Annotated in this window: 18 protein-coding genes and 1 pseudogene; 9 read left to right on the top strand and 10 right to left on the bottom strand. The window is 35.2% G+C overall.

All coding sequences use genetic code 11. The features are described 5' to 3' along the window. Nucleotides 1-65: 65 nt before the first annotated feature. Entirely contained in the window at nt 66-1,292 is a 1,227-nt protein-coding gene (locus tag ABH959_RS13335) for an MFS transporter (RefSeq protein WP_404492695.1), read from the bottom strand. 112 nt (nt 1,293-1,404) lie between these two features. On the opposite strand from ABH959_RS13335, the gene ABH959_RS13330 reads away from it, so the two are divergent. The 3 genes and pseudogenes from ABH959_RS13330 to ABH959_RS13320 all read left to right on the top strand — a co-directional run bounded on the left by ABH959_RS13330 (nt 1,405) and on the right by ABH959_RS13320 (nt 3,532). After that, nucleotides 1,405-2,256: a LysR family transcriptional regulator gene (locus tag ABH959_RS13330; protein WP_404492694.1), complete on the top strand. Its 852-nt coding sequence runs from the start codon at nt 1,405-1,407 to the stop codon at nt 2,254-2,256. Further along, a pseudogene (locus ABH959_RS13325) lies at nt 2,249-2,761 on the top strand (DUF3916 domain-containing protein). The gene ABH959_RS13330 and the pseudogene ABH959_RS13325 overlap by 8 nt, the downstream one beginning before the upstream one ends. Nucleotides 2,762-2,854: 93 nt before the next feature. After that, complete coding sequence (locus ABH959_RS13320; RefSeq protein ID WP_016127386.1) at nt 2,855-3,532, top strand: YdcF family protein; 678 nt, start codon at nt 2,855-2,857, stop codon at nt 3,530-3,532. A gap of 144 nt (nt 3,533-3,676) precedes the next feature. On the opposite strand, the gene ABH959_RS13315 is transcribed toward ABH959_RS13320, so the two are convergent. From ABH959_RS13315 to ABH959_RS13280, 8 genes are all read right to left on the bottom strand, one after another. Then, nucleotides 3,677-4,051, bottom strand: coding sequence for a hypothetical protein (locus ABH959_RS13315; protein ID WP_404492693.1), 375 nt, complete (start codon nt 4,049-4,051; stop codon nt 3,677-3,679). A 112-nt stretch (nt 4,052-4,163) separates the two neighbouring features. Next, a complete protein-coding gene (locus ABH959_RS13310) occupies nt 4,164-5,780 on the bottom strand; it encodes an FAD-dependent oxidoreductase (protein WP_404492692.1) in 1,617 nt (538 codons plus the stop codon). A gap of 420 nt (nt 5,781-6,200) precedes the next feature. Continuing rightward, a complete protein-coding gene (locus ABH959_RS13305; protein ID WP_404492691.1) occupies nt 6,201-6,560 on the bottom strand; it encodes a holo-ACP synthase in 360 nt (119 codons plus the stop codon). Beyond that, nucleotides 6,553-7,479 (bottom strand): DMT family transporter, encoded by a 927-nt coding sequence (locus tag ABH959_RS13300; protein ID WP_113936041.1) that lies wholly within the window; start codon nt 7,477-7,479, stop codon nt 6,553-6,555. The genes ABH959_RS13305 and ABH959_RS13300 overlap by 8 nt, the downstream gene beginning before the upstream one ends. Nucleotides 7,480-7,557: 78 nt before the next feature. After that, on the bottom strand, nt 7,558-7,878 hold the full coding sequence (locus ABH959_RS13295; protein ID WP_000432919.1) for an ArsR/SmtB family transcription factor: 321 nt from the start codon (nt 7,876-7,878) through the stop codon (nt 7,558-7,560). 133 nt (nt 7,879-8,011) lie between these two features. Beyond that, nucleotides 8,012-9,205 (bottom strand): aminotransferase class I/II-fold pyridoxal phosphate-dependent enzyme, encoded by a 1,194-nt coding sequence (locus ABH959_RS13290; protein ID WP_404492690.1) that lies wholly within the window; start codon nt 9,203-9,205, stop codon nt 8,012-8,014. Between the two features lie 98 nt (nt 9,206-9,303). Beyond that, entirely contained in the window at nt 9,304-9,576 is a 273-nt protein-coding gene (locus ABH959_RS13285) for an acyl carrier protein (RefSeq protein ID WP_269481917.1), read from the bottom strand. Nucleotides 9,577-9,704: 128 nt separating this feature from the next. Then, nucleotides 9,705-9,986 carry a hypothetical protein gene (locus ABH959_RS13280; RefSeq protein WP_269481916.1) on the bottom strand — a complete coding sequence of 94 codons (282 nt, stop codon included), beginning with the start codon at nt 9,984-9,986 and terminating at the stop codon, nt 9,705-9,707. A 260-nt stretch (nt 9,987-10,246) separates the two neighbouring features. On the opposite strand from ABH959_RS13280, the gene ABH959_RS13275 reads away from it, so the two are divergent. The 6 genes from ABH959_RS13275 to ABH959_RS13250 all read left to right on the top strand — a co-directional run bounded on the left by ABH959_RS13275 (nt 10,247) and on the right by ABH959_RS13250 (nt 14,359). Next, a complete protein-coding gene (locus ABH959_RS13275) occupies nt 10,247-10,528 on the top strand; it encodes a hypothetical protein (RefSeq protein ID WP_404492689.1) in 282 nt (93 codons plus the stop codon). A 191-nt stretch (nt 10,529-10,719) separates the two neighbouring features. Beyond that, a complete protein-coding gene (locus ABH959_RS13270) occupies nt 10,720-10,893 on the top strand; it encodes a hypothetical protein (RefSeq protein ID WP_269481914.1) in 174 nt (57 codons plus the stop codon). A gap of 11 nt (nt 10,894-10,904) precedes the next feature. Then, nucleotides 10,905-11,033 (top strand): IS3 family transposase, encoded by a 129-nt coding sequence (locus tag ABH959_RS13265; RefSeq protein ID WP_404492688.1) that lies wholly within the window; start codon nt 10,905-10,907, stop codon nt 11,031-11,033. Between the two features lie 301 nt (nt 11,034-11,334). Then, nucleotides 11,335-12,801 carry a protein adenylyltransferase SelO gene (locus ABH959_RS13260; RefSeq protein ID WP_404492687.1) on the top strand — a complete coding sequence of 489 codons (1,467 nt, stop codon included), beginning with the start codon at nt 11,335-11,337 and terminating at the stop codon, nt 12,799-12,801. Between the two features lie 278 nt (nt 12,802-13,079). Beyond that, the gene (locus ABH959_RS13255) at nt 13,080-14,174 is read left to right on the top strand and encodes a response regulator aspartate phosphatase (protein ID WP_113936043.1); all 1,095 of its coding nucleotides are present in this window, start codon (nt 13,080-13,082) and stop codon (nt 14,172-14,174) included. Beyond that, entirely contained in the window at nt 14,171-14,359 is a 189-nt protein-coding gene (locus ABH959_RS13250; protein ID WP_002137631.1) for a Phr family secreted Rap phosphatase inhibitor, read from the top strand. Before ABH959_RS13255 ends, ABH959_RS13250 begins: the two co-directional genes overlap by 4 nt. A 346-nt stretch (nt 14,360-14,705) precedes the next feature. Here the strand turns inward: ABH959_RS13250 and ABH959_RS13245 are convergent, their stop codons facing one another. Next, complete coding sequence (locus ABH959_RS13245; protein WP_113936044.1) at nt 14,706-15,311, bottom strand: FMN-binding negative transcriptional regulator; 606 nt, start codon at nt 15,309-15,311, stop codon at nt 14,706-14,708. Nucleotides 15,312-15,535: the final 224 nt, after the last annotated feature.

Genomic DNA, 15,535 nt, shown 5'->3' with positions numbered 1-15,535 from the left:
ATACAGCATATAAAAAAAGAAATGTCACTCTCACGACATTTCTTTAGATTTTCTTCATAAAAGATTTACATTTTTAATATTCGTTTACTTTTACATAAACTCACTACTGAAACGCTTAGTAATGCAGCTATCCCCATCCATGCATATGTGTAGCCTTTTCCATCTACTATATAACCAAACAAAGCAGGTGCAAAGATAATAGCAATTTGATTAAGTGTAAGCGCAAAACTCACTGTCATCCCTACCGATTCCTCACTTGCAGACTCAGCAACTTCAACCATAAAAAGACTAAACCAACCGATCGCAAAGAACCCTAGCAGTCCGCTCATCACAAACAATACCTCAAGTGTCATTGTGTTTATACTCATTACAACAACTAAAATTAAGCAACAAGAAATACATACAGTTATTAATAAAGGTGTACGACGATCACCTTTGTAATATGTATCACTTATTGTAGCTAATATAATTCGCCCAATCATTCCTGCAAATAGCATAACTGAAAATACTTTCCCTGCTACAATAGGTGTTATCGATTTTTCAATGACTAAAAATTTTATAAAATGTCCGACTAATATCATTTGTAAAGAAATCATGCAAATACCTGTAATAAAAATTGGATACAGCTCTTTTTTACATATTACCTTTTTTAACTGCATCCAAAAAGAAATACTTACATTTTCTTGGCTCGTGTGTTCTCGTACGTACGATTCCTTATAAAATATGAAAAACAATAACCCGCCTACTATACATATAGTTGCAATAACATTTATCGTATAAGCTAAACTAAATTTAATTGTAAGCAAAGGGATTATTACTCCTGCTAACGCCCCGCCAATAGGTATACCAGCTTGCCGTATTCCCATAGCTAATCCGCGAATCTCTTTCGGAAACCATTTCAAGATTACTTTACTTCCCCCTGGCTGGGATACGCTATAAAAAGTCCCTATTAAAAAAAGGACAAATAATAACCCAATAAATCCCCTTGCCATATGAGCAAGTAAAAGCGCCCCGCCAAGTAATACGGCACTCGCTCCAATTAATATTCTTTCATTATATCGATCAAGTAACCTTCCGGCAAAAAGCATACAAAACAACGGACCAATATTTACAGCACTTATTAACAACCCAACCTGCATATTCGAAAGTGCATATTTCTGTTTCCAAAATAAAGCGAGTACCCCTACTCCATATGTTATAAGTGTTGCACTTGCCTGTGCTACCGTTGCCAAAGTTAACATGATCCATTTATTAGAACTACTGTACTTTTCAATTTTTTCTTCACTTATCAACGTTATCTCCCCCATATACCTTTCATTGTATGAAGGTTCTGATATCATGTAAAATAAGTGTTAATAATAGAATCCATCAAAAAAATTGATACCTTTTTCGGGGTGATAATAAATGGACATAAAAGATTTAACGGTTTTTTACGAAGTTGCGAAAGAAGGAAATATATCTCATGCCGCTAAAAACTTAAACTATGTACAATCAGGTGTAACGATGCGTATAAAACAACTAGAAAACGAATTAGGCGTACCACTATTTTATCGAAACGGAAAAGGTGTTACTTTAACTTCTAACGGAGAAATTTTATTAACATATGCAAAACAAATCATCCACTTAATGGATCAATCCATTAAAGCTGTTCAAAGTAGCAGAACCCATCCGAAAGGCACATTAAAAATCGGGTGCACAGAATCTACAACAGCCGTTCGTCTCACACCTATATTAACGACCTATTATGAAAAGTATCCAGAAGTCGAATTTATTTTAGAAACAAATACGACCGAATGGTTAACTCAACTCGTCTTAGACCGTCAACTGGATGGAGCATTCATCGCTGGAAATATTCAGCATGTTGAACTTCATACCCTTTTATTTCGAGAAGAAGAACTCGTTCTCATTAGTAAGACTCCTCTATCTTCCTTTAAAACAATAGGAGAACTGAATTTACTCGCTTTTAGTCAAGGATGTTATTACAGAAAACTATTAGAAAACTGGCTTCAAGAAGAAGGGGTTTCACCTAAAAGAATACTAGAGTTCGGAACAATTGAAGCAATACTTGCATGTGTAAAATCAGGTATGGGCGCGGCTATTATGATGAAATCCATTATTCCAGATTATGAACATGGTGTATCTTTAAATACATTACCAAATCACTTTAAAAAGGTTCCTACTACCTTTATTACTCGAAAAGACATTTTTCACTCAGCTGCCTTGCAAAAATTTATGGAGATGATCAACAATGCGTGAACAGAAAATACGTGGTATGAAACGAAGAACACAAACTCTTATAAAAAGAATTGAAGACTCTACTAAAGCATTTCCGTCTACTTTCTATAACGATGAATACTGGCATATGCCTTTACCAGGCTCTCAAGCTTTTATCGATTCTAGTACAACACCTAGGAAAGTAAAACGATTGTGCATTCAAGCCCTGTTAAATCAAGCGAATCAATTAATGACAATGAAACCGAACGATACAAATACATATCGAGTCGTTGTTATGATCAAAATAGCAAGCTTATGGAACTCACAAATCATCATATTTAAAAACGATGACTACTTTCAAAATTTTTTCAATAGAGATAACGAATTTCAAAAATGGATTCCCCTCTCCAATGCTTCCGACTTCGGGCATGAATGGAAAATATCAATTTCTAACAGCATCTAAACATTGCATTTCCAAGAGATAATCCATGATGAAGATGGATTTTATGATGAAGGAGAACTTTTGTTTATAGGAGAGTTATCATAAAAGGGGAACTGCCAAATGAAAAGCTTCCCTTTTTCTACTAAACAAAATCGCTATATAATGAATTTAACATTTCACTATATAGGAGGTTTTCATATGGTAATCCCTAAATATCCTGAAGTCCCACATCTTACGAAAAAACAAATTGAAGAAATAACCGAAATCGCTTTCCTAAAAAAATCAACACCACAACAGTGTGATGCAATTTTCGTTTTCGGTGGTTCCCATCCTGGTAATTGGCAAGCTCCTTTACATGCTTATCAACAAGGTTTAGGTGCACAAATTATCGTCACAGGTGGTACTAGTTTACATGGAATGAAACATCCAAACTGGCATTATGGAGATTTATCAGAATCAGAAGTAATTGTTAACAAGTTAATTGAACACGGTGTACCGGAAGATGCTATCATTTTCGAGAAAAACTCTCTCCATTCTATCGCAAATGTAATTGAAGCTAAGAAGATCTTTGATTTTACAACAATTAATAGTTTACTATTTGTATGTAAAAGCTTAGGAGCAGGCCGGCAATATAGAGTATTAAAAAAACATTTACCAAAACATATAACTTGTATTCCATATACATTTGATACAAGTTTTGATGGTGATTTTATAATTAATAGATATAATTGGATGGAAAACGAGAAAAGTCGCTCTATGATTTTCGGCGAATACTTGAGAAATGTTTGCTACGGCCGAAAAGGTGGAATTGAACCTCCTGAGAAAGAGATTGAAGGATTAGAAAAATACGTAGTATATTACCAACATCTTGCATAATATTTTTTCAACATAAAAAATATCGGGAAGCCAATATAAAGGCTTCCCGAATATTCTAATGATGCATAAATAACACTAAAATTACTTTTCCTTTTTCATTCCCCCACATAGACGCCTACCATTGTACACATATTGTTTAACATATTAAACCAACGCAGCTGGCGGCAATAATTGTGGTCCTTCCCCGGTGCGTGCCAATACCCAATCATCGTAATACCACATTTCTGTTTGGCGACGACTCATCATATAATCCCAGCGTACTTCTCGCTCAAATTCAATGATTTGTCCGTCACCACCAATTGTCACCCAGTTAAAACTTCTGTTATTATGCATCATCTTTATCCATAGAACAGGAAACTCCACAGTTTGTCCCCCGTCAACATAATGTCTAGTTTGTTTTTCTATACGAAGTAAAGTTAGGCCCTTTGCATATTGTCGATCAACCTTTTCCATTACATCCATCGCTATTTTCTCTGCCTCATCCTTATGAGGTAGTTTATTAGCGTATACTGGCATCATATTCGTGTAACTTAAAAGATGCTTACTCTTTTGAGAAGTAATAGTTGTTATATGAAAGCCACCATAATTCAGTGGTTCTTCTGCTTTTGAAATACAAGCGGTGTTTTTATATTTAATTACATAATAAACGATTCATTATCTCTTCAAGTAATATACCCGGCTTTACTACCTCATTTTCCGTACGCCATCCAATAAATCCATCTGGTCTTATTACTACCGCTCCTCCATTTTCTATCCCGTATAGTTTTCTAAAAAAGTTATCTTGATCGATAAAATCACCAGTTAAACCTACCTGATACACTTTTATCTTTACTCCTAATCCAGATGAAACAACATTTGCAGCTTCAGTCCAAGTACTAGGCTCTGCTCCAGTAAGTAACACAAAGTTGCTACCAAATAGATCAAGTATAGAAACTTCTTTTCCTTCATAAGTTCCCCAAAAATGTGGCGCACGCGTTCCCGGGCGTCCGTTCAAATCAACTATATTCATTCTATGCGGTGTGTTACATTCGTCTATAATTGCTTCTGAGCAATACTGATAACCAGCAGTGACAGCTAAACTATCCATATTACTCAAATTACCTTCCTCTCTATTCGCAGCACGAAATAATATACTACTCGCATGGTCCGTCGTTAATTTTGCAACAGGATATCTCTCGTCATGATACGTTTCTAACAATTTTGGATTTGCTTTCCCTTTTATAACAGCCGCTAATTTCCAAGCTAAATTATGTGCATCTTGTATTCCTGTATTTGAACCGAATCCTCCTGTTGGCGGCATAATATGCGCCGAGTCACCAACTAAAAAGATGCGATTGTCCTGAAATTTTACCGCTGTACTTTCACTCGCTTCCCACGGCAAAACACTTACTATTTCTGGCTTAATATCCGTACTTCCAATTGCAGTTTGAATAATTTGTTTACAGCGTTCTATAGAGAAATCCTCTGGTCGCTCCCCTTTTACTGGATCATAAGCTACATGATAAATCCATTTACTTTCGTTATCGACTGGAATAAGCGCACCAATTACTTCTGGATGAAGTATCATAGTAAAACCGAATGCGTCTCCTTTAATAAATTCACTCAAATCCGCTTCAAAATATATGTTCATATAATAACCACCGATTGTACCACGGCCCTCGGTTAAAATACCTAACTGTTCACGTATTTTACTTTTCGCTCCATCTGCTGCAATTACATAATCACAATGAATCATGCTCTCTTCTTTCGTTTTACGATTTCGAATCGTTGCTATTACTCCGTTTCCATTTTGCTCATAAGAAACTAGTTCATGATAAAAAGATAGCTTCCCGCCTAATCTCTGTGCTTCTTGTAATATCATCTCCTCTAAAGTAATTTGATAACAAGCAGTTTGTTTTGATGGGCTAATCTCTTCCACTTTACGAAATAAATTTTCGTTATTTTCATACTGCGCCGCCCTTATTTGTTCCAACTCTTCATTATTTACCTCAGCTATTGTTTGAACTGCAATTCTCCCGTGACAATTCTCTAATGCTTTACCAGCTAATCTAATTCCTTTTTCTAGACCCAGTTCTCGGAATAATTCCATTGTGCGAAATGTAATTCCACCCGCTTTCGGATGAATCGCAGTAGACGGATGCCTTTCAATAAGTACATAATCAATGTTATGTTTCGCAAGAAATAATGCAGACGATAATCCTGATAATCCCCCTCCAACAATTAAAACTGGTACATGTTTCGATTCCATACATTTTCCCTCCACATATATTCTTCTGAGCTCAGTGACATAAATATAATCAAAAAACCAACAAAAATATAGACTTATATTTCATTTTGAATTATCATATAGATAGATTACGCCCCAAATTACTTTTTTCCTTTTATACATCTACAACTATGAAGACTGTGTATGAATAAAAGGAAAAAACAAAAAGAGCCTTCGTTATATGAACTGTATCCCGAATCATGGGCACTTAAAAAAAGCCCCATGATTCGGGTTTTTTGTGTATTTTTATCAAAAAACCTCGTTATACTGGAACCAACGATAGAAATGAGGTACGGAGAATGAATGATGCATTGACTTTAAGTTAATTAGATTGATAAGAAAAAACCTATGCCCATGCATAGGTTTTTTTGTTCATTTCCTTCTATTATAATAGTAGATTAATTACGCAAAATGAGTATCAGTCCAAATTACTTGTGATATCACACTCGTACTGTTTCTTGTCACATCAATATGAAATTGATCTTCTGCCGTAATGTGACAGGTTTGTCTTGCTGCTGCGCTAAAATGTATTTCGTATTTCCCATCAATGTTTACTATCTCTATATCTTTCCACATGGTGTTCTTTTGAAAGCCAGTACCGATTGCCTTTACTGTCGCTTCTTTGATACACCACATAATAGAATAATTGATATAATTTTCTTTTGCCCACAGTACTTCTTGCTTTGTAAATAGCTTTTGAAGTGTTTTTTTATTCTTCCATCTTTCAATCTCTGTAATATCGGTGCCTATTCCTTTAATCATTTAAAGCGACTTTCTTGCTTTGATTTGCCGATTTTGCAGTCGCGATATATACACCGATTAATACAAATAACATACCGATTACTTCTTTCCAACTCATGACAGAACCATAGAATACGACAGAAATTAAAGTCGTAACGATTGGTGTAAGGTTCAGATACATGCTCGCTTTGCTCGCCCCGATTTGCTCTACACCTTTATTGAAAATAATATATCCAACGAGCGTACCACATACAACCATATAAAACATTTCTAACCAGCTTTGTGCAGACATACTAGGTACTTTGTCCCAACCCCCTTCATATAAGGAAGAGATTGCTAGGAAAACAGAACCCATAACAGTCATTATTGTCGTAGCAAATAATGGTGAAACGTCTTTCATGACAGCTTTCCCTACTAAACCATATATAACGCCGCATGCTAGAGCTGCTAAAAACAATAAATCCCCAACATTAAATGCTAAGGAAAGTAACATATCAAGAGATCCTTTTGTAATCACGATAATAACACCGACTAAAGATAGTACTAAACTGATTCCGACTTTACTGTTCCATTTTTCATTTAAAAAAAGAATCGAACCTAGTGTAACGAAGATTGGCATGGTTGCAATAATTAATGAACCATTGATAGCGGACGTATAGTGTACACCTAAAAAGAATAAAGCGTTATAGCCGAAAATACCAGTTAACGCAACGAGTAATAGTCCTTTCCATCCTTTCTTGATAGAAGCCATATCCCATTCTGATTTAATTGTTAAATACACCATCAGGATGACACCTGCGATACCGAAACGAAGAGTAGCTGCGACTAATGACGGGATTTCAGTTACAACATGTTCAGCTGTCGAGAAGGAACCGCCCCAAAACAAAGGAACTAGTAGAAGTAAGAAATAAATCTTGTTTGATTGGTTTTGATTTTGCATCTTTGTACCTCCTATTTAGTTAAATGTGTAAGTTTCACGTTTACAGGTTCAAACTTATAAACACGTTATGCAAAAAAATTAATACCCTGCTTCAATCGCAGATACTAATTCTTTCATATAAATAACGAAATTACTGGTTGTCAAAGAATAATATACTTCTTTTCCGTGTTTCTTTGGTCTAACCAATTCTGCTTGCTTTAATATTTTTAAATGATGGGATACTGCAGGTCTAGAAATTGACATTTGTTCTGTTATTTGAGTTACATTTAAACCATCGGTTTTAAGTAAAATCATGATAATTTGTTGCCGATTTACATCGCCCAATGCTTGGAAAATGGGAGTCGTCAAATTGAATTGTTCAAGAATGTTTTCTCTGTTTTTGCATTCGTAATTTTCCATGATTCGCATCCTTTTTAATAAATATATTTATAATGATACCATCAGCGTGGGGTTAATGAGGTAATGTTGCTGATGGTATCCCAACTATTGTAAGTATATCATCTTTTCTAACAATAGTTAGTAAATATAGGAATTAAAATTTGAAAATTTCTTTTGCTTCTATTAATAGGTCCACAACTTTTTGGCATTCTTCAAGGGAGTGGCTACTTGTAACACCAATGCGTAAGCGCCCTTTATTTACTGGTACACCTGGTGAAATGAATGCTGCTGTAAATAGTCCTCTTTCCATTAACCATGATGTGACACTCGCTGTTTTTTTGTCGTCGCCGACTAAAACAGGAACAATTTGACTAACCGTATCTAGTAAATTAAAACCATTCTCTTGTAGTTTTTCGATTAGGTAAGAAGAATTTCTCCATAGGTCTTCTCTTAATTGTACGCCGTGTTCTTCCATATATGTTAAGGATGCAAGAGATGCGGCAGCAACTGCTGGTGTTGAACCTCTTGAACTCGTATATGATGGTGCATAATATCTAATGGCACTTTCGATTTCTTTATTTGTAACAATAAATCCACCAACACTACCTACAGCTTTACTCATTGTTCCCACGACAATATCTACTTGGTCTAAAACACCAAAATGTTCCGCTACACCTAAACCATTGAGCCCTACAACACCAAATGAATGTGCTTCGTCAACCATGACAATTGCGTTATATTCTTTTGCAAGCGCACAGATTTTATCTAACGGAGCATAATCTCCATCTGCGCTGAAGAGGCCATCGACTACGATGATTCTTTTTCCTTTATCCATGCTTTGTTTTAAGATTGATTCAAGTTTCTTTACGTTATTATGAGGGAAAGATCGGATTTGTGCACCTGATAACTGGCTACCCATAAAGATAGAGATATGATTTAATCTGTCATTGATAATAACATCATCTGGACCAGCCATTACCGTTAACACACCGATATTTGCAGTCATTCCTGAAGGGAAGATAATACCAGCTGGCTTATTATATAATTTCGCAAGTTTGTTTTCTAATTCATTATGGATCGTTGTATGACCACAAAAGATTTGTGCGCCATATGTATTTGTACCGAAATTCTGAATGGCTTCGATGGATTTTTGTTTTAAGTAATCATTTTGTGACAAACCAAGATAATCGCATGAACCAAACATTAACATTTTACCGTTTTCTTTTGTCGTAATGTAGTTGTCAGTTGTGGATTCAACTGTTGGGAAGAACGGATAAACGCCTTCTTTCTTCCATTCTTCGAATTTCTCTACATCAAATCGTGTACGCGTATCAACTGTAGTCGTCATCTTATTAACTCCTTCTACGAATCATAATTTTCTTGCACATTGACTTTTATTTTAAAATCTGATTATTAGTTCAAATAAATTATAATAAGTTTAAACTTCTAAACTTGTAAACATGTATAAACTGCTTTAACTAATTCGTTAACAGTGGGCTTTGATTCTTTAGGGTTTAAGTGGTCTTCTACTTCCAGCTCTTGATCAAATTCGTCTTGTAGTACAATCATAATTTCTGCAAACAATAATGAATCCACATCTAAATCTTGTAAAGTTGCATCTAATGATACTTTATCTACTGAAGCTTCTTCCTTGATTACATTCGTGATTACTTCCTGCACTTGTTCATAAGTAAATTTTGTTCCTGTTACGTTTGTCATAACGCACAACCTTTCCATATTTTGTATTTCCCATTCTGCAATTAGAAGTTTATTCCAAAAATTGAGAAATGTAAATAAGTTTTTCTAAAATTTTTTTTATTTTTAGAAATCTTAATATATTTCTACTTCTAAACACAGACAAAATCGTTGGTGCATTCGAATTGAATATACTCTTGTTTTTGCAGCAACTTCTCATGTATTTGCTTTAATTCTGGCGCATACGAACTGTCTATTAACATAAAAAGTTCTGTTAAATGAATCATGATCTCGATATCTGATAAGATCGTTTGCAGCTCTTTCTCAACCTGCTCCTTTTTTCCACAGCCTTCTAGTTTAATAAACTCGTATGTACAAAATTGCAATTTCTCGTTTAGGTTCTGTATAAAACACTTGGTTTTTGCATCCATCATTCTCACCCCGCCTTCTAATACGCATGAGAATTCATAAGATTATATTCAAATATCAGGAATTACGTGTATAATTCTAACACAAAAAAACTAAAACACGTTACATATAATAACAATATTATCCACAAATTTACAACTTTTTCTTTACTTTGTAATATTTTTGTATTTCTCTTGTAAGCAGAAGCGGAGTATAGACTTTCTTACGTAAGGTAACAGGTCATGGTTTCTGTTATGGATAAATCGCCACAAAATTTTTTCAGAAAATGAGGGTAAAAGAAAATCAACAAGGAAAAGGTCCTAGCCAAATCTTTTTAGAGAATGGGTTTGACTTAGCTGTGATTGGTGAGAAGAAACCAAAACAATGCTTGAAACGTTGGCGAAGAACCTTTGAACGATTTGGTGAGGAAGGCTTTTATACAGAACACCGTGGGAAAGGAAGTACGGGACGCCCTTCGGAAAAACCCCTCTCTTCTGATGAAAAATTAAAGAAAGCGGAAGCACGTATTGCGTTTTTAGAAGCGGAATTGACATTCCGAAAAAATTAGACGAACTCGAAAGGCAGGCGTTACAGAAGAAGCGTTAACACCACGAGAAACATACACAATGATTGAATAAACCATACGTCGATTCCAATTCCCACGTATGGTGCGTTACCTTTGCACACTCGCTGGGGAGCGTGGCTTCATCAGACAGATAAACAGCTGGAAAAAGAACGCAATGATGAAACAGATTATGAATGGATATCGTCTATCAAACATTAGATAACTTGAAAGAGAGATTAGGAGGAGTCATTCATCCTGAAGCGCTTCTACATTCAGACCAAGGTATTCATTATACACACCCTGAATTGCAAAAACGTGTAAGAGAAATGGGATCAGACAATCTATATCCCGTAGGGGCAATTGTTTAGACAATGCACCAATGGAACCCTTTTTTGGTCATATGAAAGATGAATTAGATTATAAAGATTGTCAAACCTTTGAATCCCTTGAGCTCAACATAAAGGATTATATGGAGGAGTATAATTATAATCGTTATCAGTGGACATAAAAAAAGATGGCTCCGATCGAATATCGGAACCACCTTTTAAGTGCTTGATTTTTCAGGGCTTTTTTATTAAACTGTCCATTTTATAGGGTATAGTTCAATATAACGAAGGCTCTTTTTGTTTTTATGACAGTTAAATGGACACAATGTAATGAAGTCCTTACAATAGATTTCAAGGGGATCTTTCAAAATAAACGTATAATATTTTTAATTAACCTCACACAGAATACATATAAGTACAAGAGAATAATTAAAAAACAATTACAATTCAAATTTCTAAAATACACAAAAAGGAGGAGATACGATGACTAATAAAAACGAAACTGGTTGGAATTTAGAGAGTAGTTATACTGACCTGCCCAAATCATTTTTCACCGAAATCCCCCCAACTCCTGTACACTCACCGGAGTTAATTAAACTAAATAATTCTTTAGCAATATCTCTTGGCTTTACTCCTGAGGAATTAAAAAAAGAAACCGAAGTTGCCATTTTAGCTGGTAACGCAATCCCAGAAGGAGCTCATCCACTAGCTCAGGCGTATGCTGGGCACCAATTTGGTCATTTCAACATGTTAGGAGATGGTCGTGCCCTTTTAATTGGGGAACAAATTACTCCTTCAGGCGAACGGTTTGATATTCAATTGAAAGGTTCCGGTCCAACTCCATATTCGCGCCGTGGTGATGGCCGCGCTGCACTCGGTCCGATGCTACGTGAGTATATTATTAGTGAAGCGATGTACGCGCTTGATATTCCAACTACTCGCAGTTTAGCAGTAGTCTCAACTGGCGAACCAATCTATCGCGAAACGAAGTTACCTGGAGCTATTTTAACTAGAGTTGCAAGCAGTCATATACGCGTTGGAACATTCCAATACGCCGCAGCTCGAGGCTCAATCGAAGATTTCAAAGCTTTAGCTGATTATACGATAAAAAGACATTATCCAGAAGTTGAATCTACTGAAAACCCATATGTCGCACTACTACAAGAAGTCATTAAGAGACAAGCAAGCCTTATCGCAAAATGGCAACTCGTTGGCTTCATTCACGGCGTAATGAACACTGACAATATAACGATTAGCGGTGAAACGATTGATTACGGTCCGTGTGCCTTTATGGATAGTTATAATCAAGAAACAGTATTTAGCTCTATTGACACACAAGGCCGTTATGCATACGGAAATCAACCATATATGGCTGCATGGGACCTTGCACGATTAGCTGAATCTTTAATGCCGATTCTACACGAAGATGAAGAAGAATCACTAAAGATTGCACAAGATGAAATTTCAAAGTTCAGCGTGCAGTACGAAAACAATTGGTTCCTCGGAATGAAGAAGAAATTAGGACTATTTAGCAATGAAGAACATGATCAATCACTTATTGAGAAACTTTTAAAAGCGATGGAAAAATATAAAGCAGATTATACAAATACATTCCGTGCATTAACTGACAATACATTAGAAAATGCACCTTTATTTGAAAGTCCTGAATTTAAAGAATGGTACGAGCTATGGCAATCTCGGTTAGAAAGACAAAAAGAATCACAAGATGATGCCTACAAGTTGATGAAAAATAACAACCCAGTAATCATCCCCAGGAATCACAGAGTAGAAGAAGCACTAGAAGCAGCTGTTAAAGATGGAGACTATAGCGTAATGGAGAAACTTCTTCAAGCTTTAGCAAATCCTTATGAATATTCTCAAGAACAAGCGGATTACTGCACGCCTCCTGTGCCGTCTAATCGTCCTTATCGTACTTTTTGCGGGACGTGATTGTGTAATACTTTTTTAAAAGGTGTGTTCATACAAATTGTGTGAACGCACCTTTTTATACATTTCCCTTTCAAAAAAGCGGACTGAAGCACCCTTTAGCTATCCTTACTAAATTCCACTCCCTCCTTCCTTAAACTAAATATCAAAACTATCTTTATTCCAATTTGTTTAATAGTAAATCTACTAAATAAATGTTGAGAAATATAAAACATCATTTCTAAATATTGTTATTTTTGATACTATATTTTATAAGAATATTCAAAAAGTGAGGGGATTTCATGAACGTTCAACTACAAGGTAATGAACAAATTACGAAATTATTTAATGATTGGTATTTAGCTATGCTAAAGCAAGATGTTTCACAGGCAACGAATTTAAAGCATGAAATTGAGGAAAAGGAACTAAACTTTGAAGAAGATGAAAACTTAGCATTATATCATTCATTACTAGACTTTCGATTTAAAGTTTTAGCAGATAGTTTAAGCATTTCAAAAGATAGTTTTGATAAAATAGATTCTTACGTAATCTCATCTAATCACCCACTGTCTTACTACTATCATTTCTTTAAAGGCATTTATGCAACTTTAACCACAGACTATAACTTAGCTAGCGAGCATTATGAACAGGCTAAATTATTATTAGTAAATAACACTGATAATCTAGAGCAGGCTGAATTTTATTATCGAATGGCTATTTTCCATTATCACTTTTACCAACCAATTGAATCTATTGAATATGCGACAAAGGCTAAAGAGATTTTCAATAAACAAGCTGGCTACGAAGTTAAAGTTGGATTATGTAAAAATACATTAGGTGCCTCATTTGTATATTTAAAACAATATGAACAAGCAGAAGAGCAATATAATTCAGCAATACACCTTTTACAAAAATCCGATGAAAAAGAATTAATTTTAAGTGTACGTAATAATTTGGGTTGGTTATATGCCAGTCAAAACCTCTCCACACTCGCAATACGTCACCTATCAGAAGTAACTGAAAAGAGGCCTACACATTTCAAAGCTCTCTTCTTACAAGCAAGAGAACACTCTAAACTAGATGAAACAAGTATTGCTGAGGGGTTAATCCAAAAAGGATTAAAAATTTGTATGGAATTAAATAATGAAGAATATATATATCATTTTAAAATTCTAAACGAAATAAATAATAATGTTCCTTCTGAAGAATTAGAAACAATTATTCTTAAAGGAATTACGTATTTCGACAAAGAATTATTATATAACTACACTCAAGAATACTCAGAAAAATTAGCTGTTAAATTTTATGGTGAAAATAACCACATTAAGGCAAGCGAATATTTTCATAAGGCGTTACAGGCAAAAGAAAAAACATTTGAGAAAGGGGCATTGAAATGATTAAAAAAATTGGCTCTGTTTTTTTAGGACTATCTGTTTTCGGTATTTTAGCTACTGGTATTCATAGTTCAATTACATACCAAGCGGGTCATGCTGATCTTCCTGCACCACAAAGACCTGACTTTGTTCAATCTGTTGACGTAAGTAAAGACTACAACTCAACAACAGCTGTAAAAGCGCTTTAAAAACGAAAGACCTTCCATTAAGAAGGTCTTTTTTAAATGCACTTATTTAGTTAATGTAATCGAATATTTCTTCATACAGGGCTTTCCATATGCCTCCGACGGGATTCGAACCCGCACTCCTTTCGTAAGCATAGGCTGAGGGGAACACGCTTCCCTACGGAATTTCACCGACAGGAATTCCGCCTGTCTCAGCTTATTTGCTTTTCGGTGCTTCTGAAACCTTCGCCTTGCGACCCGGTGCGACATGTTTTCCGGCGCTCTTCCCTTCTAGAGCTACGGAGGCATTTTCTTTTAAGTAAAAATATATTTTCTACAAAATTAGTAAATTACCTTCATTTCACAGAACTTATTTTGTTCCTTTCATCAACTCCGCAATCTCTCTACTCCCCTCACTACCAACTTTCTCAAGTTTTTCAATAACTAAATTCCGCCTCTCCACAGAATGATTTTGACTTAACTTCGCCTTTCCTTCTATTTTATTTATCTTTACTTTGAACCCAACTATCCCTTTACTTAATCCTGCCATATAATTCGAATCTACTTCATTTAGCGAGTAGGTACTCTGTGGGTCTTCATATTTATGTACTAAATCTTGAAGAGAATTTAATAATTCCTGTTCATCCTCAACAACTTCTAACTCTCCATATACATGTACTGCAACATAGTTCCACGTTGGTACAGCTTTGTTTGTTTCATACCACGACGGCGATATGTAACTGTGTGGTCCTTGGAATATTGCTAATACTTCTTGATTCTCAATATCTTTCCACTGTTCATTCGGACGTGCGAAATGGCCATGTAAAGTTAGAGTCTCCCTATTTAATAACAACGGTAAGTGCGTTGCATATGGTTCCCCGTTATGTTGAGAAAATAAAGTTGCAAAGCTATTTTGTTCAATCATTTCGTACTTCGTCTCTTCATCTTTTATAGTGAAATGTTTTGGTATGTACATAAGCTCCCTCTTTTCTTATCTTCTTATTTCCCATTATATTTACGAGATTTATTATTTGGCAGGGGCAGATTGTAATTGTTTTATAAGGTCAGTTCATATAGTAAAACCTCTTCTTCAAAAATAATAGGTGGCATTATATGATTTCTGCCACCTTAGTCTATTTTCGTATTGATACAAACTCTTCTATTCAACGATCCTTCATAGCTTTTTCTAATACATATTCA

The organism is Bacillus sp. RC51, assembly GCF_044908115.1.
Lineage (GTDB): Bacteria > Bacillota > Bacilli > Bacillales > Bacillaceae_G > Bacillus_A > Bacillus_A mycoides.
Note: the sequence above shows the minus strand (reverse complement) of the source record. Positions and strands in the feature narration are given on the sequence as shown.

What these genes read in the sequence shown, in the direction of transcription:
- ABH959_RS13330 (WP_404492694.1), top strand. Translation starts at nt 1,405, where the DNA reads ATGGACATAAAAGATTTAACGGTTTTTTACGAAGTTGCGAAAGAAGGA.
- ABH959_RS13320 (WP_016127386.1), top strand. Translation starts at nt 2,855, where the DNA reads ATGGTAATCCCTAAATATCCTGAAGTCCCACATCTTACGAAAAAACAA.
- ABH959_RS13315 (WP_404492693.1), bottom strand. Translation starts at nt 4,051, where the DNA reads ATGATGCCAGTATACGCTAATAAACTACCTCATAAGGATGAGGCAGAG.
- ABH959_RS13310 (WP_404492692.1), bottom strand. Translation starts at nt 5,780, where the DNA reads ATGGAATCGAAACATGTACCAGTTTTAATTGTTGGAGGGGGATTATCA.
- ABH959_RS13305 (WP_404492691.1), bottom strand. Translation starts at nt 6,560, where the DNA reads ATGATTAAAGGAATAGGCACCGATATTACAGAGATTGAAAGATGGAAG.
- ABH959_RS13300 (WP_113936041.1), bottom strand. Translation starts at nt 7,479, where the DNA reads ATGCAAAATCAAAACCAATCAAACAAGATTTATTTCTTACTTCTACTA.
- ABH959_RS13295 (WP_000432919.1), bottom strand. Translation starts at nt 7,878, where the DNA reads ATGGAAAATTACGAATGCAAAAACAGAGAAAACATTCTTGAACAATTC.
- ABH959_RS13290 (WP_404492690.1), bottom strand. Translation starts at nt 9,205, where the DNA reads ATGACGACTACAGTTGATACGCGTACACGATTTGATGTAGAGAAATTC.
- ABH959_RS13285 (WP_269481917.1), bottom strand. Translation starts at nt 9,576, where the DNA reads ATGACAAACGTAACAGGAACAAAATTTACTTATGAACAAGTGCAGGAA.
- ABH959_RS13280 (WP_269481916.1), bottom strand. Translation starts at nt 9,986, where the DNA reads ATGATGGATGCAAAAACCAAGTGTTTTATACAGAACCTAAACGAGAAA.
- ABH959_RS13275 (WP_404492689.1), top strand. Translation starts at nt 10,247, where the DNA reads ATGAGGGTAAAAGAAAATCAACAAGGAAAAGGTCCTAGCCAAATCTTT.
- ABH959_RS13270 (WP_269481914.1), top strand. Translation starts at nt 10,720, where the DNA reads ATGGATATCGTCTATCAAACATTAGATAACTTGAAAGAGAGATTAGGA.
- ABH959_RS13265 (WP_404492688.1), top strand. Translation starts at nt 10,905, where the DNA reads ATGGAACCCTTTTTTGGTCATATGAAAGATGAATTAGATTATAAAGAT.
- ABH959_RS13260 (WP_404492687.1), top strand. Translation starts at nt 11,335, where the DNA reads ATGACTAATAAAAACGAAACTGGTTGGAATTTAGAGAGTAGTTATACT.
- ABH959_RS13255 (WP_113936043.1), top strand. Translation starts at nt 13,080, where the DNA reads ATGAACGTTCAACTACAAGGTAATGAACAAATTACGAAATTATTTAAT.
- ABH959_RS13250 (WP_002137631.1), top strand. Translation starts at nt 14,171, where the DNA reads ATGATTAAAAAAATTGGCTCTGTTTTTTTAGGACTATCTGTTTTCGGT.
- ABH959_RS13245 (WP_113936044.1), bottom strand. Translation starts at nt 15,311, where the DNA reads ATGTACATACCAAAACATTTCACTATAAAAGATGAAGAGACGAAGTAC.